Below are 23,127 nucleotides of genomic sequence, written 5' to 3'. Positions count from 1 at the left end.
CCACCACCCCCACCACCCAGCCCACCGATGTCCCCCGCCGCTCGGCGGCGACCGCGTCCGCCGTGCTCCGCGCCGTGCTGGACCACGGCCCGGTCGCGCGCAGCACGGTCGGCGAGGTCACGGGCCTCAGCCCGGCGGCGGTGAGCCGGCAGCTGAGCACCATGACCGATCTGGGGCTCGTCCGCGACCACCGGGTCCCGCGCCCGCGCTCGACCGTCGGGCGCCCGCACGTGCCGGTCGACATCGACACCGGCCACCAGGTCATCGCCGGCATCCACGTCGCGGTGCCCCACGCCACCCTCGTGCTCATGGACCTGCGTGGCCGGGTCCTCGCCGAGGAACGCCGGTGGCACGCGCCCGGCCACACGCCGGACGGCCTGCTCGCGGGCCTCGGCGACGCGATGGCGCACTTCCTCGACCGGCACGCGGGTGACCGCCGCCCGCTCGGCGTCGGCTTCGCCACCGGCGGCCACGTGGATCCCGGCCGGGGGACCGTGGTGACGCACCCACAGCTCGGCTGGCACGAGCTGGCGGTCGGCGCCGCCCTGGAGGACCGCCTCGGCCTCCCGGTGCGGGTGGAGAGCCACGCCCGGGCGCTGGCCCGTGCCGAACAGCTGATCGGCGCCCACCGCGAGCGTGCCCGGACCAGCCAGGTGGCGCTGTTCGTCGGCAACGTCGTGGACGCCGCGATCGCGACGAACGGGTCGGTGCACCAGGGGCCGGGAGCGGCGGCGGGCGACGTCCGCCATCTGCCCGTCGGGTCGGACACGGCCTGTGCGTGCGGCCGCGCCGGGTGCTTCGAGGCCACCGTCACCGAGCAGGCCGTGGCGGTGCGCGCCGTGGAGCGCGGTGACCTGGAGGTCCCGCGCTTCACCGACGTGCTGGCCGCGCTCGAGGCCGGCGCCCCGTGGGCCGCGCGGCTGTTCGCCGAGCGCGCGCGAGCGGTCGGACGGGCCGTGGCGCTGCTCCTCGACCTGATCAACCCGGAGATCGTGGTCGTGACCGAGCCCGGGATCGCGCGACGGCCGGAGCTGGTCGCCGAGGTGCGGGCCGAGGTGTCCCGCTGCTCCCACGTCGGCGCCGACCCGGCGCGCGCGGTGGTGCCCGGGACGTTCGGGCCCCGCGCGCTCGCGGTCGCCGGCGGGTCGGTCCTGTTGCACGACGTGTACACCGACCCGGGCGATCTACCTGCGCGGACTTCATTTCCGTCCTCGGAAAATTGACTCGCCGTGAGCCCCCACCGACGATGAGTTCCATGAGCGCACCGCTTCTGACCAGGGCATGTCGGCCCTGCTGCGCTCGCTGCTGCTGTCGCTGACGCCGACCGGCACCTGCTTGCGCCACACCCTCACCACGCCCCAGGGGCGCCGCCCCGCCGGGCCCTTCGCGCGCGCCCCCCGCGCCTCCTGCCGCACCCGACGGAGACCACCATGACCCTCACCACCGACCGCGCCACGACCGCCGGCCTCACCGTGCGACCCGTCGCCGGACACATCGGCGCGGACGTCACCGGCGTCGACCTGGCCGCCGATCTCGACGCCGCCAGGGTGGACGCGATCACCGCCGCGCTGCACCGGCACAAGGTGCTGTTCTTCCGCGACCAGCAGCTCGACCACGGTGCCCAGGTCCGCTTCGGGCGCCGCTTCGGGGAGCTGACCTACGCCCACCCGCACGACGACGCCCCGCCGGAGGGCCACCCGGAGATCTTCACGGTCGACCCGGATCGCTACCGGCAGCGCTACGGCGGGGAGGAGCCCGCGGTGACCCGACGGCGGTACAGCTACCTCGCGGGCTGGCACACCGACGTCACGGCGGCGGTCAACCCGCCCTCCGCGTCGATCCTGCGCGCGGAGGTGGTGCCCGAGGTCGGCGGGGACACGACGTGGACCAACCTGGTCGCCGCCTACGAGGGGCTCTCCGCGCCGGTGCGCGCCTTCGTCGACGGGCTGCGCGCCGAGCACCGCTACGGCGGGTCGCGCCGCCCGGCGGGCGACGGCGCCTACGCGCGCCGCGTCAACGACAACCTGCTCGTCTCGGTGCACCCGGTCGTGCGCGTGCACCCGGTGACCGGCGAGCGTGCCCTGTTCGTCAACCCCGGCTTCACCAGCCACATCGTCGACGTCACGCCGCGCGAGAGCGCCGCGATCCTCGACCTGCTCTACGCCGAGATCACCCGGCACGAGTACACGGTGCGCTTCCGGTGGGAGCCGGGCAGCGTCGCCTTCTGGGACAACCGGGCGACGGCGCACCTCGCGCCCGCCGACCTCGACCACCTCGACGTCCGCCGCACGCTGCACCGCGTCACGGTGATCGGTGACCGGCCCGTGGGACCGGACGGGTTCACCTCGGAGGCCGTCGAGGGGCGCCCGTTCACCGCCGACCACGCCGTCGTGGTCGACTGAGCGGCGCGGGCCACGGAGATCGTCATGACCGCCACCCGATTCCGGCTGCTCGCCGCCACCCTCGCGATCGCCGCGCTCCTGCTCACCGCCTGCTCCGGTTCCTCGGGCGGCGAGCTCGCCGCCGACGCGCCCCTGCCCGCCGACGTGCCGCCGGACACGACCCTGGTGATCGCGGACCAGGCCGAGGTCCAGCAGTCCGCGCTGCGGGCGTCGGGCGAGCTCGAGCGGCTGCCGTTCCGCCCCGAGTTCGCCAACTTCGTCGGCGGTCCGCAGATCCTCGAGGCGTTCCGGGCGGGCGCCGCCGACGTCGCCTACGTGGGGGACACCCCGCCGATCCAGGCCCTCGTCGCCGGTGAGGACGTGCCGATCATCGCCGCCCGGCAGGTCGACGTCGGGAACACCCTGCTCGCCGTCGCGCCCGGCGTGCCGGCCCGACGCCTCGCCGACCTCCGCGGCAAGAAGATCGCCTACGCCGAGGGCACCGCGCAGCAGGTGATCGTGCTGCGGGCGCTGGAGAAGGCCGGCCTGACCACCCGCGACGTCGTGCTGGTCCGGCTCCAGCTCGGCGACTTCAACGACGCCGTGCGCACCGGACAGGTGGACGTGGCCCCGCTGAACGAGCCGCGGCTGACCCGGTTCCTCAGCGAGGCGGCGCCCCGGGGCGGGGGCATCATCGATCCCGCGGAGACCGCCGGCACGTCGACCGGGCTCAACTACCTCTACGCCCGCCGCGGGGCGCTGGAGGACCCGGCCAAGGCGGCCGCGCTGCGTGCCTACGTCGAGTCCTACATCCGGTCGAGCCAGTGGGTGAACCAGAACCCGGAGCCGTGGATCCAGGAGTACTACGTCGACAACCAGGGCGTCACCGCCGACGACGGCCGGCGCATCGTCGACTCGCTCGGGACCGCCACCTTCCCCCGCCTGGACGACGCCCTGGTGCAGCGTCAGCAGGACTCCATCGACGTCATCTCGCGGGCCGGTGAGCTACCCCGCCCGGTGCGGGCCGCGGACGGGTTCGACCGGCGCTTCGACGAGGTCGTCGCCCGCGTGGTGCCCGAGGTCGGCGCGTCGTTCGACCCGGAGGTGACGCCGCGATGACCACGCTCGCCCCCCGCCCCACCGGTGATCCCCGCCTGGCGCCGCGCCCCCGCACCCGCCGCGGGCTCGCCCCGGGGCGGACCACGGCGCGGGGCCTCCTGCTCGGCCCGGCGCTGCTCGTGCTGATCTGGGTCGTCGGGTCCGCGACCGGACTCATCGACCCGGCGACACTGTCCCCGCCGTGGACGGTGGTCACGACGTTCGGCGACCTGGTCGCGGACGGCCGGCTGCAGTCCAACCTGCTGTCCTCGGTGCAGCGGGCCGGGGTCGGCCTCCTGCTGGGCGTCGTCGCCGGTCTCGCGCTCGCGCTGATCGCCGGTCTGAGCCGTACCGGCGAGGCCGTCGTCGACGGCCCGGTGCAGATCAAGCGCGCCGTCCCGACCCTCGCTCTGATCCCGCTCATGATCGTCTGGTTCGGGATCGGCGAGGAGATGAAGATCGTCGTGATCGCGCTGAGCGTGTTCGTCCCGATCTACATCAACACCCACGCCGCCCTGCGCGGCGTCGATGCGCGCTGGGTCGAGCTGGCCGAGAGCGTGGAGCTGTCCCGGCGGTCCTTCGTCCGGCGGGTCGCGCTACCCGGAGCACTGCCGGGGTTCTTCACCGGTCTGCGGCTCGCGGTGACCATCGCCTGGACCGCGCTCGTCGTCGTCGAGCAGGTCAATGCGACCAGCGGCATCGGCTACCTCATGACCCAGGCCCGCAACTACGGGCAGACCGAGATCATCGTCGCCGGCCTGGTCGTCTACGCGGTTCTCGGGCTCGCGAGCGACACGACCGTACGGGCGATCGAGAGGAGGGCGCTGTCATGGCGGCGGACGCTGGGGAGCTGACCGGCACGAGGACCGAGCGCGCCGTCTCGACCGTCGGGCTGGTGCGGGGGTTCGAGGGCGTCGCCGTGCTCGACGGCCTCGACCTGGAGATCGCGCCGGGGGAGTTCGTCGCCCTTCTCGGGCGCAGCGGCTCGGGCAAGTCGACCCTGCTGCGCGCGCTGGCCGACCTCGACGACGGCGTCGCGGGGTCGGGGGAGCTGACGGTGCCCGCCGAGCGCGCCGTCGTGTTCCAGGACTCCCGCCTGCTGCCCTGGGTGCGGGTCCTCGACAACGTCGTGCTCGGGCTGGAGGGCGAGCACGCCGGCCGGCTGGGCGCGGCGGCACTGACCGAGGTCGGGCTGGCGGGCCGGGAGCGCGCGTGGCCGGGCGAGCTCTCCGGCGGCGAGCAGCAGCGGGTCGCCCTGGCCCGCTCGCTGGTCCGCGAGCCACGGCTGCTGCTCGCGGACGAGCCGTTCGGCGCGCTCGACGCGCTGACGCGGCTCCGGATGCAGGATCTGCTGCTCGAGCTCGTCGAGCGGCACCGTCCGGCGGTGCTGCTGGTGACCCACGACGTGGAGGAGGCGGTCGTGCTGGCCGACCGGGTGCTGGTGCTGGAGGCGGGCCGCATCGTGTCGGACCGCCACATCGACCTGGACCGACCGCGGGATCCCGGCGACCCGCTGGTCGTGGCGTACCGCGCCGAGCTGCGCGCGGCGCTGGGGGTCGAGCAGTGACCGGGCAACTGTCACTCAACGCGTTCATCTACCCGGCCGGGCACCACGAGGCCGCCTGGCGTCACCCGTCGACCACCCCCGAGCGGATCTACGACGTCGAGTACTACCAGCAGATCGCCCGGACCGCGGAGGCCGGGAAGCTCGACGCGATCTTCTTCGCGGACTCGCCATCGCTGCGCACCGAGGTGGCCCACAACGCCGCGGGCCGCCTGGAACCGATCACGCTGCTCACCGCGGTCGCCGTCGCCACCGAGCGCATCGGGCTGATCGCCACCGCGTCGACGACCTACTCCGAGCCCTACAACCTGGCCCGGTTGTTCGGCTCGCTGGACCACATCTCCCGCGGGCGGGCCGGGTGGAACATCGTCACCACCGGCGACCCGGGAGCGGCCGCGAACTTCGGTCTGGACGCCCACCCCGTGCACGCGGAGCGCTACGCCCGGGCGAGCGAGTTCGTCGACGCGGCGGTCGCGCTGTGGGACAGCTGGGAGGACGACGCGGTCGTGCTCGACCGTGCGGCGGGCGTCTACGCGGACCGGAGCAGGATCCACGAGATCGGCCACCACGGGCGGCACCTGCGGGTCCGCGGCCCGTTCAACCAGCCGCGCCCGCCGCAGGGGCACCCCGTCCTCGTGCAGGCCGGGGCGTCGAACGACGGGCGGGCGTTCGCCGCCCGATACGCCGAGGCGATCTTCACCGCGCACCAGCGGCTGGCGGACGCGCAGGCGTTCGCCGCGGACGTCCGCGACCGGGCCGCCCGGCTCGGGCGCCGCCCGGAGCACGTGCGGATCCTGCCCGGGATCAGCCCGTTCATCGCCGGTACCGAGTCCGCGGCCCGGGCGCTGCAGCAGGAGTTCGACGAGCTGACGGTCCCGGCCTACGGGCTCGCTCAGCTGGCCGCCCTGACGGGAACGGATGTCGGCGAGGTGGAGGACCTCGACCTGGACGGCCCGGTGCCCGACCGGCTGTTCACCGACGCCGGGGACGTCACCGACAACGGCCGCAGCCGGCTGCAGGTGGTGGCCGGGATCGTCGAGCGGGAACGCCCCACCGTGCGCCGCCTGCTGCACCGCCTGGCCGGGGCCCGGGGTCACCGGGTCGTCGCCGGGACCCCGGACCAGATCGCCGACACCATCACCGAGTGGTTCCGCGCCGGTGCCGCCGACGGGTTCAACGTGATGCCGCCCTGGTATCCGGGCGGGCTCGAGGTGTTCGTCGACACGGTGGTCCCGATCCTGCAGCGGCGGGGGCTGTTCCGGGGCGAGTACACCGGCACGACCCTGCGTGACCACCTCGGACTGCCCCGGCCGGCGAACACGCTCGTCTCGTCGCGGCACCGGACCGGCGCGTAGCGGTCGGCCGGGCCGGGGGCCCAGGTTCTCCCGCAGGGTCGATCCGCGTGCTCCCCCGGAACAGCCCCCGCTCGCGCCGGATCGGCTCAGGAGCCCGCGCGTGCGCGGGTCGCGACGACGGCGTCGGCGATCGGCTCCGGCGACTCCTCCTGGACGAAGTGGATGCCGGCGCCGCCGTCGGTGACCTCCAGGTTCTTGATCGTCGCCTTTGCCCACTCCAGGACCTTCGGGGTGAGCAGGAAGCCGGGCTCGTAGGTCAGCAGCGTCTTCGGGACGTCGCTGGTGCGCAACCAGTCGGTGAAGGCGTCGAGGTACTCGACGGTCGAGGCCGGGTCGGCGTCCACCGGGAGCTGCCGCGGGAAGACGATCACCGGCCGGCGCGACTCCGGGGTGGGGAAGGGGCGCAGGTACTCGGCGAGGTCGTCGTCCGCGAGGGGCTGGAGGAAGAAGCCGGGGAACAGCTCGCCGACGAAGCGGTTGTCGTCGAGCACGAACTTCTCGCCGTCGCCGGGCGTGCGCACGAGCGCCCGGGTGGACACGAAGGCCTCGGGCAGCGCCTCGGACTCGATGGCCGCGATGACCGGCTCGGCGAGCACGACGGCCCGCACGCGGTCGGGGTGCCGGCTCGCCCAGTGCAGGCCGAAGGTGGCGCCGTAGTCCTGGAGCACGAGGGTGACGTCGGTGAGCTCGAGGGCGTCGAACCAGGCGTCGAGGTAGCGCTGGTGGTCGACGAGCGAGTAGTCGATGTCGGGCTTGCCGGAGTCGCCGAAGCCGATGAGGTCGACGGCGAGCAGCCGGCCCTGGCCCTCGAGGCGCGAGAAGACGTGGCGCCAGAGGAACGAGCTGGTCGGGTTGCCGTGCAGGAAGACGATCGGGTCGCGGCTGCCGTCGTCGCCGGCGAGGGACTCCACGTAGTGGATCGTCGAGCCGAGGACCTCGGCGTCGCGGGCGACGGCGGTGGGACCGAAGGCGGGGTGCGCCTGGGTGGTGGTGTCGGACATGGGGGTCTCCAGGATCAGCAGTCGGTTGTCGGGCAGGTCGGTGCCCGGGACGTGCGCGGCCGGCAGCGTCGCGGCCTCCGAAGCCGCCGATGACGGCGTCGGGGTGCGGACAGGGGTGTCCCGGGTGAGCGTCGTCGGTTCCGGGTCCGGGCGTCGGCGCGCGCGACAGCGCGACCGCACACCGTGCTGGGGCGACGACCGGGGTGATCGACCGGGGTGATCGGTCGGGGTGATCAGCTCAGGGACGGCTCAGACGCGGGGACACGCCGCGCTGGCGAGACGCTTGAGGTCGACGTGACGGCGACGGGCCAGCCGGCTTCCGCCCACGCGTCCCCCTCGTCGTCTCGTGCCCGTATCCGCGGGTCCAGATCCTCGCGGTGGGCTGATCCTCGGCTCGTCGACCGGAGGGGTCAAGCGCCGGCGAGCCCGTTGTGATCGCCCTCTCCGGGGCCTGACCGCTCCACCCAGCGCCTGCTCGAAGCCCTGTGGCGCCTCCCCGCCGCCGAGGCGAACGCCTCGTGGCCGAGGCCCGCGACCTGTGCCCCCGCACGTCGCTGCCCGGCCAGCCACTACCCCCGCGGCTGCCCGCCACCGCCACCGTGGCCGCCGCCGGGGAGATCGGCCTGGACCACCGTCGGGCGACTCCAGCGCACCGTCACCGACGCCGTCCGCCGCGCCCTCAACCTCCGCGACGGCGGCTGCGCCTTCCCCGACTGCACTCGCCGCCCCCGACGCTGCCACACCCACCACATCCAGCACCGGCGCGACCACGGACCTACAGAGATCGACAACCTGGTGCTGCTGTGCCGCTACCACCACCTGATCCACCACAGCCACTGGACCGTGACGATCGTCGACGGCCGCCCCTGGTTCACCCCACCCGACTGGCTCGACCCCCACCGACAACCCCGCCTCGGCGGACGGCCCCGCGTCCCGACCTGACGCCGCCCTCACGAGCGCCGAGCGCTGCGGCTCCACGGGGCTGCGGGTGCAGGCGCCGACCAGGGCCCTGCTCGAGGTGGTCGTTGACAAGTGCCCGACGGTGTCGTTCGCTGAACTCGTGATCGTGACAACGCCCGCGCCGCCCGGCGCCCGTCGTCACCACGTGGACCTCTGCCGCACGTCCGCGGCCCTCTGTCGCTCCTGACGGTCCCGGCCCCCGGCCCCCGCGAGGGGTCGTCCCGCCCCGAACACGGAGCCCACCTGATGAGTGACCCTTCCCCGGACGCGCGCGCGTCCGCTCCCGATCAGACCGACGCCGCGGACGAGCAGCGCGTCGGACGCGTTCGCTCCCTCGCCCTCACCGAGGACTGGGCCGCCACGATCGTCGGCCTCGTCCTGCTTGCGCTGGTGCTCGCCGGCCTGTTCCCCGGCTGGCTGGTGCCCTGATGGCCTCGACCGACGACACCGACCCCGAGGGCCGGACGGCCACCGAACGTCCCCTCCCGCAGACCCCCGACGGTCGCGCCACGGTCCTCTGGACCCTCGTGGGCCTCGTGGTCGTCGTCGGGCTGGCCCTGCTGAGCGGCCTGCTCGCCGACGGGGTGCCCGAGGCCGCCGAGGACACCGCGTGGTCGGGGCTCGCCGAGGGCATCGAGTACCCGATCTACGCCATCGTCCTGGGCTTGCTGGGCAACCTCGTCCTGGGCCTGCTGGGCATCCGCGAGAAGCTAGCCTCGGCGTTCCGCACCGAGTTCTTCATCAAGACCGGCCTGGTCCTGCTGGGCGCGTCGATCGACCTCGCCGTGGTGGTCGGCGCCGCCGGCCCGGCGATCATCCAGGCGCTCGTCCTCGTGACCAGCGTCTTCGCGTTCACCTGGTGGCTCTCCGGTCGCCTGGGTGTCGACCAGAAGCTCCGCGCGCTGCTCGCGTCGGCGGTGTCGATCTGCGGGATCAGCGCCGCGATCGCCGCGGCCGGCGCCGTGCAGGCCAAGAAGGAACAACTGGCCTACAGCGCCAGCCTGGTCATCGTCTTCGCGCTTCCGTCGATCTTCCTGCTGCCGTGGTTGGCCACGCTGTTCGGGCTGCCGTCGGCGGTGGCCGGCGCCTGGATCGGCGGCAACATCGACACCACCGCGGCGGTCAGTGCGGCCGGTGCGCTCGTCGGTGAGGAGGCGCTGCAGATCGCCACGATCGTCAAGGTCACCCAGAACGCCCTCATGGGCGTCGTGGCCGTCGCGCTGACCGCCTACTTCGCGCTGCGCGTCGAGCGGTCGGCGGACTCGGCGCGTCCGCGCTGGGTCGACCTGTGGCACCGGTTCCCCAAGTTCGTGCTCGGGTTCATCGCCGCCTCGATCATCGGGACGATCTACCTGGGCGTGGTCGGCGACGCCGGCGAGGACGCGATCGACACCGTCAACGCGCTGCGGACCTTCTTCCTGACGCTCGCGTTCGTGTCCATCGGGCTGGAGTTCCGGCCCGGCCCGCTGCGGGAGGCCGGCTGGCGGCCGGTCGGCGTGTTCGGGGCGGCGACCGTGGTGAACCTGGTGCTCGGTCTCGGTCTCGCGCTGCTGCTCTTCCGAGGCGTCGCGGCATGAGCGGTCACACCGCCAGGACGCGCTCCGCCATCGCGCGGGCGGTGGTGATCGGCGCGGTGGAGCGGGTGGCCTTCGAGCCCGCCAGCCCGCCGTCGTAGAGCACCGCGAGCTCGGCCGCCCCGGTCGTGGGGTCGGGGTGGCCGAGCTCCTCGAGGTCGCCGCGCCACAGGCCGTCGAGCCAGCCGCGGTGCTCGCCCACGACGCCGGCCACGGGGCTGTGCGCGCCGGGGAACTCCGTGGCGGCGTTGAGGTAGAGGCACCCGCGGTAGTCCCGCCCGCGCGCCTTGCGCGCCGCGAGGTCGAAGGGCAACAGGGCTCGGGCGGTGGGACCCTCCACGCGGAGCACCGCCCGTTCGTACCCGCGCCGGTCCTCCTGGTGCTGGCGGGTCAGGTAGGCCACGACCAGCGCGTCCTTGGAACCGAAGCTCTGGTACAGGCTGGCCTTGGCCACGCCCGCCTCGGCGATCAATCGGTCGATGCCGACCGCCCGGATCCCCTCGTGCGCGAAGAGCTCACCGGCCACCGAGAGCAGGCGCTCGGCCGGTGTCCGGTCCACCGCGGTGCCCATGCGGAGCAGCATACGACCGCCGTTGACAGACAGACCAGTCTGTTCGATAGTCGTGACGTGACCCGCTCGCTGCTGGCCCGGCGCCTCCACGTGGACCTGCGCCGCGTCGCCAGCGCGTCGTGTCCGGCCGCCCTCGTCTGAGGTCGCCCGCGGGTCCTGCGCCCCTGTGTGCGGCGCGTTTTCCACCCCTTCCGCTCGCCCGATCGAGGCGACCTGTCCGGGGGGTGTCGAAGAGGAGGAGCACCATGTCGCTGTCCCTGGTCGAGATCACGCCCGCCCGCGCCGAGCGCGAGGCCGTCGACGATCTGCTCGACGCCGTGGCCGGCGCCGTCGGCGACGTCGGGGCCGAGCTCGTCGAGTCCCAGGTGACCGCGGGGTTCGGCACCGTCTTCGTGATCGTCGACACGGAGGACGACGTCGCGGCCGCCGTGGGGACGGCGCTCTCCGGTCTCGACGGCGTGCGCGGGTGGACCGGGCCCGAGCCGGTGCGGCTGGTCGGCGCCGACCTCGAGACGGTCAAGGCGGCCCGGCCCGCAGCCGGCTACCTCGTCGAGTGGGACCTGCCCGACGAGCTGGACATGGACACCTACCTGGCGAACAAGAAGGCCAAGGCGCCGCTCTACCGCACCGTGCCGGAGACGACCTTCCTGCGCACCTACGTGCGCGAGGACATGGACAAGTGTCTGTGCTTCTACGACGCCCCGGACGAGGCCGCCGTGCGGCGTGCTCGCGCCGCGGTGAGCACGCCGGTGGACCGCCTGCACCAGCTCGCGCCCCAGGGCAGCCGGCGGGGGAGCACGCGGTGAGTGCGGCGCCGTCGGTCGCCGACCGCACCGTCCTGCTCGAGCGCCTCGCGGCACGCGCGGGCGCGGTCGACCGCGACGAGGCGGACCTCCGCGACACGCTCGCGCTCCTCGCCGCGGAGGGCCTGCTGGAGCTCGCCGCCGGACCGGCGCGCCGCGACGAGGTCCCCGCGATCGTCGCCCTCGTCGAGGCGGTGGCGGGGGAGTGCCTGAGCAGCGCGTTCACGCTCTGGGCGCACCGGATGGTCGTCGACTACCTCGCGCACGCCGAGGCGATCGGATCCGACCCTGCTCGTGCGGCGGTGCTGGACTCGCTGGTGCGTGCGGAGACGATCGGGTCCACGGGGATGGCACCGGCGCTGCGCGACCTCGCCGGTCTCGGCCCGGTGCCGCTCGAGGCGCGGCGGGACGGGAACCGCCTGCGGGTCAGCGGTCCCGTGGCGTGGGCGTCGAACCTCTACCCGGGTGCCCTCGTCGTCGCCCCGGTGCGGCTGCCCGAGGACGACGGGCGCGCCCGCGGGGTCGTCGCGTTCCGCACCGACCAGGCCGGGGTGACGGTGCACCCGCCGCCTCGGCTGCTCGCCCTCAACGCCACCGCCTCGTCCTCGATGGCGCTGGACGACGTGCTCGTGGAGCCGCCCTGGGTCCTCACCGGGGACATGGCCGGCTTCGTGGCCGCGGTGCGCCCCCGCTTCCTGCTCGTGCAGTCCGCCTTCTGCCTCGGGCTCGCGCGCCGCTCGCTCGCCGAGGCCCGCGAACGCGCGACCGGCCTGGCCGCGATGTTCGCCGACCAGCTCGAGGCCCTCGGCGCGACGGTGGACGGCGCGGCGCGGCGCCTGCACGACCACGCCGCCCGCTGTGACGAGGTCGCCGTCCCCGAGTTGCTCGCCCTGCGTCTCGACGCGGCGGTCGCTGCGGGGGAGGCCACGCGCCTGGAGTCCTGCGTGCGGGGCGGCGGCGCGTACGTGGCGGACAGTGCACCCAGCCGACGCCTGCGCGAGGCCGCGTTCCTGCCGGTGCAGGCCCCGACCGAAGGGCAGCTGCGATGGCAGCTCTCGCGCTCCGCCTGAGCGGGGCACGCCTGGCCTACGGCGCGCACACCGTGCTCGACGGTCTCGACCTCGACGTCGAGCGCGCCGAGTCGCTGGTGGTCCTCGGCCCCAGCGGGAGCGGGAAGTCGACGCTGCTGCGGGTGCTCGGCGGGCTCGAACCGCTGCAGGACGGGCGGCTCGAGCGGCCCGACGGTCCCGTGCGCACGGCGACGGTGTTCCAGGCGCCCCTGCTGCTGCCGTGGCTCGACGTCCGCGACAACGTCGCGCTCGGCGGGCGCTACCGCGCGAACCGCGGCCGCGTCGACGCCGGCCGCGTCGACGAGCTGCTCGACCTGTTCGGGCTGCGCGAGCTCGCCGGAGCCCGTCCCCCGGAGCTCTCGGGTGGGCAGGCCCAGCGGGTCGCGGTGGCGCGCGCGGCGGCCGTGCGCCCCGACGTCCTGCTGCTGGACGAGCCGTTCAGCGCGCTCGACCCGGCGACGCGGCGCAGCCTGCAGACCTGGCTGCGCGACACGGCCCGCGCGCTCGGGCTCACCGTCGTGCTGGTGACCCACGACGTCGACGAGGCGCTCTACCTGGCGACCGCCGTGACCGTGCTCGACGGGTCGGGCCGCACGGCGGGGCGGTACGCGACGGCGCCACCCGAGGGTCACGACGGCCTCGCCGGCCACCCGCTGCGCGCGGAACTGCTGGCGTCCTACACGGCGCAGGTGGGCGCGCGATGAGGCTCTCCCGCCGTCGCGTGCTGGGCGCCGGGCTCGCGGCCGGCGCCGGCGTGCTGTCGGCGGGGCTGGGCGGCTGCGCCCCGTCGGGTCCGGCGCCGGGACCGGGCCCCCTGCGGCTGGGGTACCTGCCGATCACGGACGCCTCCCCGCTGCTGCTCGCCCACGACCAGGGCCGCTTCGCCCGCGCCGGCGTCGCGACCGCCCGCCCGGTGCTCTTCCGCAGCTGGGAGTCGCTCGCCCAGGCCTTCCTCACCGGTTCGCTCGACGTCGTCCACCTGCTCATGCCCTTCGCCGTCCAGCTGCGCTACGCCCTCGGCGCCCGCCTGCGCGTGCTCGCGTGGAACCACACCAACGGCTCGGCGCTGACCGTCGGGCACGACGTCCGGCGCCTCGACGACCTCGCGGGCCGCTCGGTGGCCATCCCGTTCTGGTGGTCGATCCACAACGTGGTGCTCCAGCAGATGCTGCGCGGCGCCGGCCTCGTCCCGGTGGTGCGCGAGACCCCCTCGGCCGCGCGGCGCACCGTCGGGCTGGTCGTCATGAGCCCGGCCGACATGCTCCCGGCGCTGCACACCGGCACGGTCGGTGGCTACGTCGTCGCCGACCCGTTCAACGCGGCCGCCGAGATCCGCAAGGTGGGCCGCATCCAGCGCTTCGTCGGCGACGCCTGGCGCGACCACGCCTGCTGCGTCGTGGTGGCCCGCGAGGATCTCCTCGCCACGCGGCCCGAGACGGTGCAGAGCGTGGTCGACGGGATCGCCGACGCCCAGATCTGGATCGACGCGCACCGCGGCGAGGCCGCGGCCACCCTGTCGCGGGGACGCTACCTGCCCCAACCCCTGCCGGCGATCACCCGCGCCCTCGACCACCCGCTCGAGCCCGCGGTCGTCTCGGGCGCCGTGGCGCACCCGGAGTGGCAGGGCCAGCGCATCGGCTTCCGGCCCTTCCCGTTCCCGAGCTACACCGAGGCGCTCGTCGGGGCGATGCGCGAGACCGTCGTCGACGGCGACACCGGCTTCCTCGCCGGTCTCGACCCCGTCGCGGTGCACGGGGACCTCGTCGACGACCGCTTCGTGCGCCGCACCCTGGCCCGCGTCGATCCCGCCGTGTTCGGCCTGCCGTCGGACCTGACCCGCACCGAGGAGGTCCTGCCCGCATGAGTGCCCTGCCCGCCTCCCGCCGGGTCGTCCTGCCCGCCGCCGCGATCGCCGTCGTGGTCGCGCTGTGGTGGGTGATCACCGACGTGGCCGCCCCGCCCGCGAGCATGGTCGCCGCGTTCTCCCCGGTCCGTGCCCTGCCCGCCGTCGTCGAGCTGGCCGCCCGCGGGGTGCTGTTCGACGACATCGTCACGAGCCTGTGGCGCCTGCTCGTCGGCCTCGCCGTCGGGGCCGTCCTCGGCGGGGCGGTCGGGCTGGCCGTGGGCTGGTGGACCTCGGTCGAGGTGGCGACGCGACCGATCGTGCAGTTCCTGCGGATGATCTCGCCGCTGTCCTGGGCGCCCGTGGCGATCGGGGTGTTCGGCATCGGCCACGCCCCGGTGTTCTTCCTCGTCGCCGCCGCGGCGATGTGGCCGATGGTGCTCAACGTCGCGGGCGGGGTGCGAGCCCTCGACCCGGGGCTGCTGCTCGTGGCCCGGTCGCTGGGCGCCGACCGGCGCGAGCTGCTGACCACGGTCGTCGCCCCGGCCCTGCGCCCCCACGTGCTCACCGGACTGCGGCTGGCGCTGGGCATCGCGTGGGTCGTGCTCGTGCCCGCCGAGATGCTCGGCGTCACCTCGGGCCTCGGTTACGAGATCCTCAACGCCCGCGACCAGCTCGCCTACGACCAGGTCATCGCGGTGATCCTCGTGATCGGCGTGCTCGGCTACCTGCTCGACGCCCTCGCCCGGCGCGCCCTCGAGCCGGGTGCGCCGCGCGCACGTGAGCACAAGGACGTGCTCCAGCACTGACTTGCGCTCACATGCCCGCGCAGCGCGCCCCGGTCAGCGGTGGATCAGGCCACCGTCGACGTGGAGGGTCTGGCCGGTCACGAAGCCGGCGGCGTCGCAGAGCAGGAAGACCACCGGGCCGGTGATGTCCTCCGGGCCCGCGTCGCGGGGCAGCGCCTGCGCCGCGCGCATCGCGGCCTTCTGCTCCGCGGTCACCGTGCCGCGCTCGATCTCGGTGTACACCGGGCCCGGCGACACCGTGTTGACGCGGATCCCGTCGGCGCCGAGCTCGTGGGCCATCGAGTGGGTCATGCCCGCGACGCCCGCCTTGCTCACCACGTAGTGCAGGTAGCCGGGCCGTCCGAGCCACACGGCGTCCGAGCCGATGTTGACCACGCTCGCCGACCCCGACGCGCGCAGCCCCGGCAGCAGCGCCGCCGTCACCGCCCACGGCCCGCGGACGTTCACCGCGAGCACGTCGTCCCACTCGGCCGGCGGGATCTCCCAGAACGGGCGCATGGTGATCGTCGAGAACAACGCGGCGTTGTTGACCAGGCCGTCGATCCGCCCGTAGGCCTCGATCCACGACGCCGCCGCCGACGCCACCTCGGCGGCGTCGGTGACGTCCACCCGCCGCGCCTCGGCCCGCCCGCCGGCGGCCTCGACCTCCTTCGCCACGGCCGCACCGCGAGCCTCGTCCCGCTCCGCCACCAGCACTGTGGCCCCGGCCGCGGCGATCGCCAGCGCGTGCGCCCGCCCGATGCCCTGGCCGGCGCCGGTGACCACGACGACGCGGTCCCGGAGCGTCACGACGGCAGCGGCTTCCCGCGCGTCTCCGGGCCCACGATCAGCGAGAACACGAGCCCGAGCACGTAGATCGAGCCGATGGTCAGCGCGGCGACCGTGATGCCCCCGAGCCCGCCGATGATCGCGCCGGAGAGCAGTGCGCCCGCGGCGGCGAGGAAGCGCGAGGCGTTGAAGACGATGGTGATCGCGCTGCCGCGCACCGCGGTCGGGAACAGCTCGCCGGGGTAGGTCGCCATCCAGCCCATCTGGCCGAGGGTGAAGATGCCGTTGACGAACACGACGGCGATCAGCCAGTTCAGCGACGAGTACGACAGCCCGAACAACACCCAGGTCATGACCAGCGCGCCGGCGTAGTAGCTCCACAGCGTCCAGCGCCGGCCGATGGCGTCGGCGAGCACACCCCACGCGAGCCAGCCGAGGACGCCGCCGACGTTGTAGGCGAGCAGGATCAGCGTGACGGTGCCGGGAGCGAGGCCGAGCCCGGAGACGATCGTCCGGGCGTACTGAGGGATCCAGCTCGAGACCGCCCACCAGCCCACGAGGCTCGCGGTGGAGAGCACCAACAGCTTGAGCATCCGCGAGCGGTACAGCTTGTCGGCGAAGATCCGGCGGTGGGTGAAGACCGTGAGCTCGCGGTCCTCGGCGTCGACGTCCTCCCCGGCCGCGACGCGGGCGACGACGTCACGGCGGCGCTGGTCGGCCTGCTCCCACAGCGGCGACTCGTGCACCCGGCTGCGCAGGAACAGCAGCAGCAGGGCGGGCACCGCGCCGACCGCGAGCATCCAGCGCCACGTGGTGCCGTCGAGCTGCTCGAGCAGGAAGAACGTGGCGGTGGCGGCGAGGAAGCCGAAGCCGAACGCCGACTGCAGCAGCGCGAGGCCCTTGCCGCGCGAGCGGTCCGGCCACGTCTCGGCGACGAGAGCCGAGCCCGGGCCCCACTCGGCACCCATCCCGAACCCGGCGATGATGCGCAGGACCAGGAAGACCGCGAAGTTCGGCGAGAGCGCCGAGAGGGCGGTCGCCACCGTGTACAGCACGATGGAGTACATGAGCAGGCGGCGGCGCCCGAAGTAGTCGATCAGCACGCCGGAGGCGAGCCCGCCGAGCGCCCAGGCGATCAGCTGGACGGCGACGATCGTCGCCACGTACACCGGCGACGAGTTCGGGCCGACGAGGTCGGCGACGACGAAGCTCGAGACCAGCACGATCGCGTAGGTCTCGAAGCCGTCGAGTCCCCACCCGAGCCAGGCCGAGGCGAACGCGCTGCGGCGTTGCCGCCGTGCGGAGCTCGGCGCGGGCGGCGAGGTCGACGAGGTCGACGAGGGGGGGCTGGTCGTGGTCATGCGGAGGCTCCTTCGGGACGTTCGATCCAGTCGACGAGGCGGGCGACGGCGTCGGCGCCGGCCTTCGGGGTGGGGGCGGTGTTCTTGTGGGCGCGGCCGAACTCCTTGAGCAGGCGCAGCGCGGAGGGGTCGCGCCCGGCGAGCTCGGCCACGGTGCGCTCGACGACGTCGTCGAGGTCGGCCTCGGCGACGACGCGCGAGACCAGCCCGAGGGTCAGGGCCTCGGCGGCGCCGACGCGGCGGCCGGTGAGCACGAGGTCGTCGGCGACCTTCGGCGTCACGTGCCGGTAGAGGTAGGTCAGCACCACGAGCGGCGGCAGGCCGTGGGCGAGCTCGTCGAAGCCGAGGACGGCGGTGTCGGCGGCGAGCGCGAGGTCGCTGTGCAGGGCCAGGCCGGTGCCGAAGCCGAGCGCGCGGCCGCGGACCACGGCGACGCTGACCCCGGGGAACGCCGCGAGGGCGGCGTTGGCGCGCAGGATCAGCGAGAGGTTCTCGGTGCGCGTGACACCGGGGACGCGCTCGTGCTTGGCGCGCCCGACGGTGAGGTCGGCGCCGGCTCCGCTGATCACGAGCACCGACGCGCCGGAGTCGCGCGCGGACTCCAGCGCGTCGACGAACGCCGTCATCGCCGCGTAGGTCAGGGCGTTGGCCTCGTCGGGCCGCTCGATGACGACGCGGGCGACGGGGCCGGCGTGCGAGACGCGCACCGGTGCGGCGTCGGGGGGTGCGGACACGGTCGTCCTCCGGGAGTGGGTGCGGGGGGTCAGGCGGGGAGCGGCTGGGCGGGACGGGGCAGGCCCAGGTGCTCGCGCAGGGTCTCCCCGACGTAGCCGGCCGGGAACCGGCCGCGCTTGCGCAGGCGGGGCACGAGCTCGTCGACGACGGCGGCGAGGCCGTCGGGCAGGACGTCGATCATGAGGTTGAAGCCGTCGGCGGCGCCGGCGTCGAGCCAGCTCTCGACGGTGTCGGCGACCTCGTCGGGGGTGCCGACGACCTGCAGGTGCCCGCCGCCGTTCTCGGCGAGCAGCTCGCGCACGGTCAGCCCGCGGCGTACGGCGAGCTCGACGGCGGCGTCGCGGAACCCGTACGAGCCGCGGAAGCCCTCGTTCGCGCGGATGCGCTCGACCGGCAGCGGTGCGTCGAGCTCGAGCTCGGCGACCGGCACGCCGACCCGCAGCGCGAGCTTGTCGAGCTCGGGGCCGATGCCGCGTCGCTCGTCGAGCTCGGACTTGCGCTCCTGCGCGGTCGCCGCCGTGTCGCCCAGCACCGGCACCAGGCCCGGCAGGACGAGCAGGTGGTCGGGGTCGCGGCCCAGCGCGGCGGCGCGGGCACGCAGGTCCGCGCGGAACGCGACGGCGGCCTCGAGGGTGTTCTGCGCGGTGAAGACGACGTCGGCGTGCCGGGCCGCGAGGTCGCGCCCGGGTCCCGACGACCCGGCCTGGAAGATCACCGGCCGGCCCTGCGGTGAGGGCGGCAGCGTCGCCGGGCCACGGACGGCGAAGTGCTCGCCGCGGTGGTGAAGAGCGTGCACGTGGTCGGTGTCGACATAGGTGCCGGTGTCCTTGTCGCCGACCAGCGCCTCCGGGGTCCAGCTGCCCCAGAGGCCCTTGACCACGTCGAGGAACTCGCCGGCCCGGGCGTAGCGCGCCGCGTGGTCGGGCAGCGGGGCGTCGCCGAACTGCGCGGCGGCGCCGGGGACGAACGTCGTCACCGCGTTCCAGCCGGCGCGCCCGCGGCTCATCGCGTCGAGGCTCGCCATCCGCCGGGCGAGGTTGTAGGGCTCGTTGAAGCTGGTCGACGACGTCGCCACCAGCCCGATCCGCTCGGTGGCCGCGGCGAGCGTGGCCAGCACGACGGCCGGGTCGAGCGCGCCGAGCGACGGCCGGGCGTAGTGCTCCTCCGAGCCGTCGAGGGTGTCGGCGAGGAACAGCGCGTGCAGCCCGCCGGCCTCGGCCAGGCGTGCGTTCTCGAGGTGGTAGTCGGGCCCCAGGTGGTCGAAGGGGTCGCCGTCGCGGACCCGCCACGCGCCCTGGTGCATGCCCAGGCCCATGACGGTGGCCGTCAGGACGGCCTCTGAACGGCTCATCCCCGCAGCCCGCGCTTCTCCAGCAGCGGCAGCACGGTCTCGACGAACTGCTCGAGGTCGGGCTCGTAGTCGTAGAAGCCCAGCTGGACGCCGTCGAAGCCCGCGGCGTGCAGGCGCTCGAGCGACTCGGCGACCCTCTCCGGGCCGCCGGTGATCTGGAGGTGGCCGCCGAGGGCACGGTCGGCGAGCACGTGCCGGGGCCAGGCCTCGCTGTCGCCGCCGGTGTGGCGGGCGTGGTAGTTCACCAGCGAGCCGTGGTCGGCGTGGGACACGATCGCGTCCCGGTAGGCCTGCGCCTCCGCGTCGGTCTCGCGGCAGACGATCAGCGGGAAGATGATCACCTTGACCTCGCGGCCCTGCGCGCGGGCGGCGCGCTTGATGGTCGCGACGTGCTCTCCCAGCGCGTCGATGGCGCCGTCGAAGTCCGCCCCCGCGGGGCTCGAGGTGAACACGATGTCGGCGTGGCGCCCGGCGAACGCGTAGCCGGCCGGTGAGCCGCTGGCGGCGACGAGGATCGGGCGCCCGTAGCGCGGCCGCGGGGAGACGTAGGCCTCGTGGAGCCGGTAGAACCCGCCGTCGTAGGTGAGGTTCGACCGGCCCGCCCACAGGTCTTCCATGATCGAGGTGAACTCGTCGGCCTGCTCGTAACGGCGGTCGTGGTCGACGCGCTCCATCCCGAACATCCGCGGTTCGGACTCCGCGTACCCGGTGACGATGTTGAGCCCGTAGCGCCCGCCGGAGATGTGGTCGGCGGTGGCGGCGAAGCGGGCGAGGTGCAGCGGGTGCCAGTCGCCGTAGAGCACGTGCACCGTCGAGAGCGACAGGATCCTGCTCGTGGTGGCGGCCAGGGCGACGGTCGAGATGAACGGGTCGAGGAAGTTCTCGCGGTAGGCCATCTCGCCGCCGAACCCGCCCTGGCCGACCCACTGCTGCAGGCCGAAGACGAACTCGAAGCCCGCGCTCTCCGCCCGGGCCGTCAGCGCGCGGTTGTACTCGAAGTCCCAGCGGGTGCCGCGCGGCAGCGTCGACTGTGAGAACGCGCCGGTCTGCAGGGGCAGGAACAGCCCGAGCATGAGCGGTGCCCGCGCGGCCCGGGACAGGGGGCTGGTGGGGTCGTCGAGGGGGCCGGCGACGCGGTCGAGGGGGCGGCTCACGAGGTCTCCCCGGGGATCTCTTCCGCGACGATCCGGGCCGGGCCGGCGTCGCCGCCCCGGACGGCCAGGGGGAACGCGCGCAGCAGCGCGTGCCCGCCGGCGAGGGGCGCGAGCCCGGTGAGGTTCTCGGCGACCAGCACGTCCGCGCCGAGCAGCGTGCGGTGGACGTCGAAGGCGAAGTCCGGGCCGCGGCGGTGCACCGGGAGGTCCGGGGTGATCATGTCGACGCCGACGAAGGGGATGCCGCGCTCGACGACCCAGCGGGCCAGCTCCACCGACAGGCTCGGGTGGTCGCCGTACTCCTCGGAGGTGAAGCGCTCGCCCCAGCCGGTGTGCAGCACGAGGAAGTCCCCGCGCCGCGGCTCGGGACCGCCGGCCAGCACGTCGTCGACGGTGATCTCCTCGCCGGGCTTGCGGTCGACCGCCGCGACGACGGCGCGACCGTGGAAGCGCTCGAGCGGGATCCGGTCGATCGACGCGCCGCCGGGCACCGCGTGCGAGGCGCGTCGACGTGCGTGCCCACGTGCAGTGCGAGCGTGATCGACGAGATGTCCAGCGGCGCCCCGTCGGCCATGGAGGCGATCTGGTGGCGCTCGACCTCGGGCAGGATCGGGATCTTCGGCATGCCGGCCCAGAGCTGGTGGGAGAGATCGTGGATCACGAGCGGCCTCCGGTGGTGAAGTGGTCGAGCAGGTCCCACTTGGCGAGGTGCGCGGCGAGGTCGGCGCGGGCGGTCTCGTCGAGCCCGTCCCACGGCCACAGCGGACGACCGAGCTCGCAGCCCATGAGGGACGCCGCGGCCTTGACCGCGGGCAGGAAGCCGAGCGCGTTCCAGCGGCTCGGGAAGTCGGCGAAGAACAGCGCGTCCGCGGCGGCGGCCTCGTGGTCGCCGCGGTGCACCGCGTCCAGCACCCGGGCGGCGACCGGCAGGCCCGGCGTGGGGAGCATCGCGCCGGCGCCGCCGAGCACCAGCGTCGAGAGCAGCATCTCCATGTTGGTGAACACGCGGGCGTGCTCGGCGACGCGGGACACGAGCCCGAGCAGCTTCGCCTCGTCGCGCGAGGTCTCCTTGAGCCCGGCGATCTGCGGGTGGCTGGCGATCCGGGCGATGGTGTCGACGGACAGGTCCACGCCGAGGCGCGGGTTGTTGTAGAGCATCACCGGGATCGGGCTGGCGTCGGCGAGCAGCGAGAACCACCGGTGGGCCTCGTCGCCGGTCGGGGCCGCGCCCCAGGGCTTGGGTGACGCGACGGCCAGCGCCAGCGACGCCCCGCGCTTCGCGGCCTCCCTGGTCAGCGCGATCGACTCGGTCAGGGACGGGCTCGAGACGCCGGCGACGACCGGCACGCCCGGCGCCGCGGCGACGACCGTCTCGAGCATCGCCAGCCGCACCCGGCGCCCGAGGACCTGGAACTCCTGGCTCTCCACGCCCGCGACGCTGATCGCCGACGGCGTGTACGCGGCGATGTGCTCGACCTGCGCAGTGAGGCGGCGCCGGTCGACGCGGACGGAGTCGCCGACGAACGGGGTGAGCGCGGCGACCACCAGGCCGGGCGGCAGGAGGCTGTCGGTCATGGCGGCCTTCCGGGGCGTGGGCGCACGGCGACGCGCGCGGTCACGGAGGACCGCGGGTCGTCGGTGCACGGGAGACAGGGCGATCCGAGACGGGCGACACGGCCGGGCGCGCGTCAGCGGGGGAGCCGGTGGGCGTCCGGGGTGGGGTGCCGCGTCAGGCGCGGCCGAGGCACGGACGACAGCTGCGGCAGCCGCGGTCACCACGGGTGTCGCGGGGGTGGGAGAGGAGGTCGCGCTGACAGGTCACGCCGATCCCTCCTCGTCCGTACTCGTCCGTGCTCGTCCGTGCTCGTCCGTGCTCGTCCGTGCTCGTCCGTGCTCGTCCGTGCGGCTCCGACGGTAGAGACCGTGTGCGGGGTTGCGCAAGCACGTGTCCACGAGCGTCTTCACGCGTCGACACGATTCCGGTCGTTCCGGGTCCTCGTCGACACGTGCTCTAGAGTTCTCCTGATCCGGACCCCGGGAGGACCCATGACCGGCGCCGCCTCGACGTCGAGTGCGGGCGAGACCGCGCACGAGCGGCTGCTCGAGGAGCTGACCAGCGGAGCGCTGGCCCCGGGGTCGCCGGTGCTCGAGACGGCGGTCGCCGCGCGCTTCGGCCTGGGCCGCGCGCCGGTGCGCGAGGCGATCGTGCGCCTCGAGGCCGACGGGTTGATCGTGCGGGGTCCGCGCGGCCCGGTGGTGCGGACGCTCACGCCGGGCGAGGTCGTCGACATCTACCAGGCGCGCATCGCGCTGGAGGCCGAGGCGGCGGCGTCGGCGGCGCGGCACCGCTCGAGCCTCGACCTGGCGCGCCTGCAGCACGTGCACGACCAGGCTCGCGACGTCGACGACCCCGAGGAGTCGCGCCGGCTGCACGGGCGCTGGCACGCGGTCCTGCGGCGCTCGTGCCGCAACGACACGATCACCGACATGCTCGAGCGCCTGGCCCGCCAGCTGGCGCTGCACGACACCGGCGACATGACCCGCTCGGCGAACCTCGAGTCGACCGACGACGAGCACCAGGTCGTGCTCGACGCGATCGTCGCCGGCGACGAGGACACCGCCCGCCGGGCGCTGCGCGAGCACCTCGAGCGCACCCGCGACGTGCGCATCGCCGCCCTCGTGCGCGACGAGGGTGCCGCGGCCGCCGGCTGAGGGCCACGATGGTCGTC

23 protein-coding genes and 1 pseudogene are annotated in these 23,127 nt (G+C 74.5%); 15 read left to right on the top strand and 9 right to left on the bottom strand.

The genetic code is table 11. The features are described from left to right. The 6 genes from AC2A1K_RS28150 to AC2A1K_RS28125 form a co-directional block, all read left to right on the top strand. A partial coding sequence (locus AC2A1K_RS28150; RefSeq protein ID WP_483899655.1) for an ROK family protein occupies positions 1–1,223 on the top strand: 1,223 nt, incomplete at its 5' end. Positions 1,224–1,430: 207 nt separating this feature from the next. Further along, complete coding sequence (locus AC2A1K_RS28145; RefSeq protein WP_483899654.1) at positions 1,431–2,402, top strand: TauD/TfdA dioxygenase family protein; 972 nt, start codon at positions 1,431–1,433, stop codon at positions 2,400–2,402. A 24-nt stretch (positions 2,403–2,426) separates the two neighbouring features. Further along, entirely contained in the window at positions 2,427–3,500 is a 1,074-nt protein-coding gene (locus tag AC2A1K_RS28140) for a PhnD/SsuA/transferrin family substrate-binding protein (protein WP_483899653.1), read from the top strand. Further along, positions 3,497–4,333 carry an ABC transporter permease gene (locus AC2A1K_RS28135; protein WP_483899652.1) on the top strand — a complete coding sequence of 279 codons (837 nt, stop codon included), beginning with the start codon at positions 3,497–3,499 and terminating at the stop codon, positions 4,331–4,333. The genes AC2A1K_RS28140 and AC2A1K_RS28135 overlap by 4 nt, the downstream gene beginning before the upstream one ends. Next, positions 4,309–5,046 (top strand): ABC transporter ATP-binding protein, encoded by a 738-nt coding sequence (locus AC2A1K_RS28130; protein ID WP_483899651.1) that lies wholly within the window; start codon positions 4,309–4,311, stop codon positions 5,044–5,046. The genes AC2A1K_RS28135 and AC2A1K_RS28130 overlap by 25 nt, the downstream gene beginning before the upstream one ends. Further along, positions 5,043–6,398, top strand: coding sequence for an LLM class flavin-dependent oxidoreductase (locus tag AC2A1K_RS28125; RefSeq protein ID WP_483899650.1), 1,356 nt, complete (start codon positions 5,043–5,045; stop codon positions 6,396–6,398). Before AC2A1K_RS28130 ends, AC2A1K_RS28125 begins: the two co-directional genes overlap by 4 nt. 86 nt (positions 6,399–6,484) lie before the next feature. On the opposite strand, the gene AC2A1K_RS28120 is transcribed toward AC2A1K_RS28125, so the two are convergent. Next, positions 6,485–7,399, bottom strand: a complete 915-nt coding sequence (locus tag AC2A1K_RS28120) for a haloalkane dehalogenase (RefSeq protein WP_483899649.1) — start codon at positions 7,397–7,399, stop codon at positions 6,485–6,487. A 633-nt stretch (positions 7,400–8,032) separates the two neighbouring features. Here AC2A1K_RS28120 and AC2A1K_RS28115 point away from each other — a divergent pair. The 3 genes and pseudogenes from AC2A1K_RS28115 to AC2A1K_RS28105 form a co-directional block, all read left to right on the top strand. Further along, positions 8,033–8,341, top strand: a pseudogene (locus AC2A1K_RS28115) (HNH endonuclease signature motif containing protein); the annotation flags it as partial. Positions 8,342–8,605: 264 nt separating this feature from the next. Continuing rightward, a complete protein-coding gene (locus AC2A1K_RS28110) occupies positions 8,606–8,788 on the top strand; it encodes a hypothetical protein (RefSeq protein WP_483899648.1) in 183 nt (60 codons plus the stop codon). Beyond that, entirely contained in the window at positions 8,788–9,936 is a 1,149-nt protein-coding gene (locus AC2A1K_RS28105) for a YeiH family protein (RefSeq protein WP_483899647.1), read from the top strand. The genes AC2A1K_RS28110 and AC2A1K_RS28105 overlap by 1 nt, the downstream gene beginning before the upstream one ends. 4 nt (positions 9,937–9,940) lie before the next feature. Here the strand turns inward: AC2A1K_RS28105 and AC2A1K_RS28100 are convergent, their stop codons facing one another. Then, entirely contained in the window at positions 9,941–10,504 is a 564-nt protein-coding gene (locus tag AC2A1K_RS28100) for a TetR/AcrR family transcriptional regulator (RefSeq protein WP_483899646.1), read from the bottom strand. 245 nt (positions 10,505–10,749) lie between these two features. Between AC2A1K_RS28100 and AC2A1K_RS28095 the strand changes: the two genes are divergently transcribed. From AC2A1K_RS28095 to AC2A1K_RS28075, 5 genes are read left to right on the top strand one after another with little or no spacing between them, the layout of a single operon-like run. Beyond that, positions 10,750–11,310, top strand: a complete 561-nt coding sequence (locus AC2A1K_RS28095) for a DUF4242 domain-containing protein (RefSeq protein WP_483899645.1) — start codon at positions 10,750–10,752, stop codon at positions 11,308–11,310. Then, entirely contained in the window at positions 11,307–12,377 is a 1,071-nt protein-coding gene (locus tag AC2A1K_RS28090) for a hypothetical protein (protein ID WP_483899644.1), read from the top strand. The genes AC2A1K_RS28095 and AC2A1K_RS28090 overlap by 4 nt, the downstream gene beginning before the upstream one ends. Continuing rightward, positions 12,353–13,081, top strand: a complete 729-nt coding sequence (locus AC2A1K_RS28085) for an ABC transporter ATP-binding protein (RefSeq protein ID WP_483899643.1) — start codon at positions 12,353–12,355, stop codon at positions 13,079–13,081. The genes AC2A1K_RS28090 and AC2A1K_RS28085 overlap by 25 nt, the downstream gene beginning before the upstream one ends. Further along, positions 13,078–14,241 (top strand): ABC transporter substrate-binding protein, encoded by a 1,164-nt coding sequence (locus AC2A1K_RS28080; protein WP_483899642.1) that lies wholly within the window; start codon positions 13,078–13,080, stop codon positions 14,239–14,241. The genes AC2A1K_RS28085 and AC2A1K_RS28080 overlap by 4 nt, the downstream gene beginning before the upstream one ends. Further along, positions 14,238–15,029: an ABC transporter permease gene (locus AC2A1K_RS28075; RefSeq protein WP_483899641.1), complete on the top strand. Its 792-nt coding sequence runs from the start codon at positions 14,238–14,240 to the stop codon at positions 15,027–15,029. The genes AC2A1K_RS28080 and AC2A1K_RS28075 overlap by 4 nt, the downstream gene beginning before the upstream one ends. A 33-nt stretch (positions 15,030–15,062) precedes the next feature. Here the strand turns inward: AC2A1K_RS28075 and AC2A1K_RS28070 are convergent, their stop codons facing one another. The 7 genes from AC2A1K_RS28070 to AC2A1K_RS28040 form a co-directional block, all read right to left on the bottom strand. Next, positions 15,063–15,818: an SDR family NAD(P)-dependent oxidoreductase gene (locus tag AC2A1K_RS28070; RefSeq protein WP_483899640.1), complete on the bottom strand. Its 756-nt coding sequence runs from the start codon at positions 15,816–15,818 to the stop codon at positions 15,063–15,065. Further along, complete coding sequence (locus AC2A1K_RS28065; RefSeq protein ID WP_483899639.1) at positions 15,815–17,158, bottom strand: MFS transporter; 1,344 nt, start codon at positions 17,156–17,158, stop codon at positions 15,815–15,817. The genes AC2A1K_RS28070 and AC2A1K_RS28065 overlap by 4 nt, the downstream gene beginning before the upstream one ends. Continuing rightward, entirely contained in the window at positions 17,155–17,892 is a 738-nt protein-coding gene (locus tag AC2A1K_RS28060) for an enoyl-CoA hydratase/isomerase family protein (RefSeq protein WP_483899638.1), read from the bottom strand. Before AC2A1K_RS28060 ends, AC2A1K_RS28065 begins: the two co-directional genes overlap by 4 nt. A 29-nt stretch (positions 17,893–17,921) precedes the next feature. Next, positions 17,922–19,244 (bottom strand): NtaA/DmoA family FMN-dependent monooxygenase, encoded by a 1,323-nt coding sequence (locus tag AC2A1K_RS28055; RefSeq protein WP_483899637.1) that lies wholly within the window; start codon positions 19,242–19,244, stop codon positions 17,922–17,924. After that, positions 19,241–20,398: an LLM class flavin-dependent oxidoreductase gene (locus tag AC2A1K_RS28050; RefSeq protein ID WP_483899636.1), complete on the bottom strand. Its 1,158-nt coding sequence runs from the start codon at positions 20,396–20,398 to the stop codon at positions 19,241–19,243. Before AC2A1K_RS28050 ends, AC2A1K_RS28055 begins: the two co-directional genes overlap by 4 nt. Beyond that, the gene (locus AC2A1K_RS28045; RefSeq protein WP_483899635.1) at positions 20,395–20,889 is read right to left on the bottom strand and encodes a cyclase family protein; all 495 of its coding nucleotides are present in this window, start codon (positions 20,887–20,889) and stop codon (positions 20,395–20,397) included. Before AC2A1K_RS28045 ends, AC2A1K_RS28050 begins: the two co-directional genes overlap by 4 nt. Positions 20,890–21,055: 166 nt before the next feature. Next, positions 21,056–21,973 (bottom strand): dihydrodipicolinate synthase family protein, encoded by a 918-nt coding sequence (locus tag AC2A1K_RS28040; protein WP_483899634.1) that lies wholly within the window; start codon positions 21,971–21,973, stop codon positions 21,056–21,058. Positions 21,974–22,444: 471 nt separating this feature from the next. Here AC2A1K_RS28040 and AC2A1K_RS28035 point away from each other — a divergent pair, with 471 nt between their 5' ends. After that, the gene (locus AC2A1K_RS28035; RefSeq protein WP_483899633.1) at positions 22,445–23,110 is read left to right on the top strand and encodes a GntR family transcriptional regulator; all 666 of its coding nucleotides are present in this window, start codon (positions 22,445–22,447) and stop codon (positions 23,108–23,110) included. Positions 23,111–23,127 lie beyond the last annotated feature (17 nt).

The organism is Actinomycetospora sp. 2LY8.5 (assembly GCF_057180585.1).
This window is presented reverse-complemented; position numbering and strand designations above follow the sequence as displayed.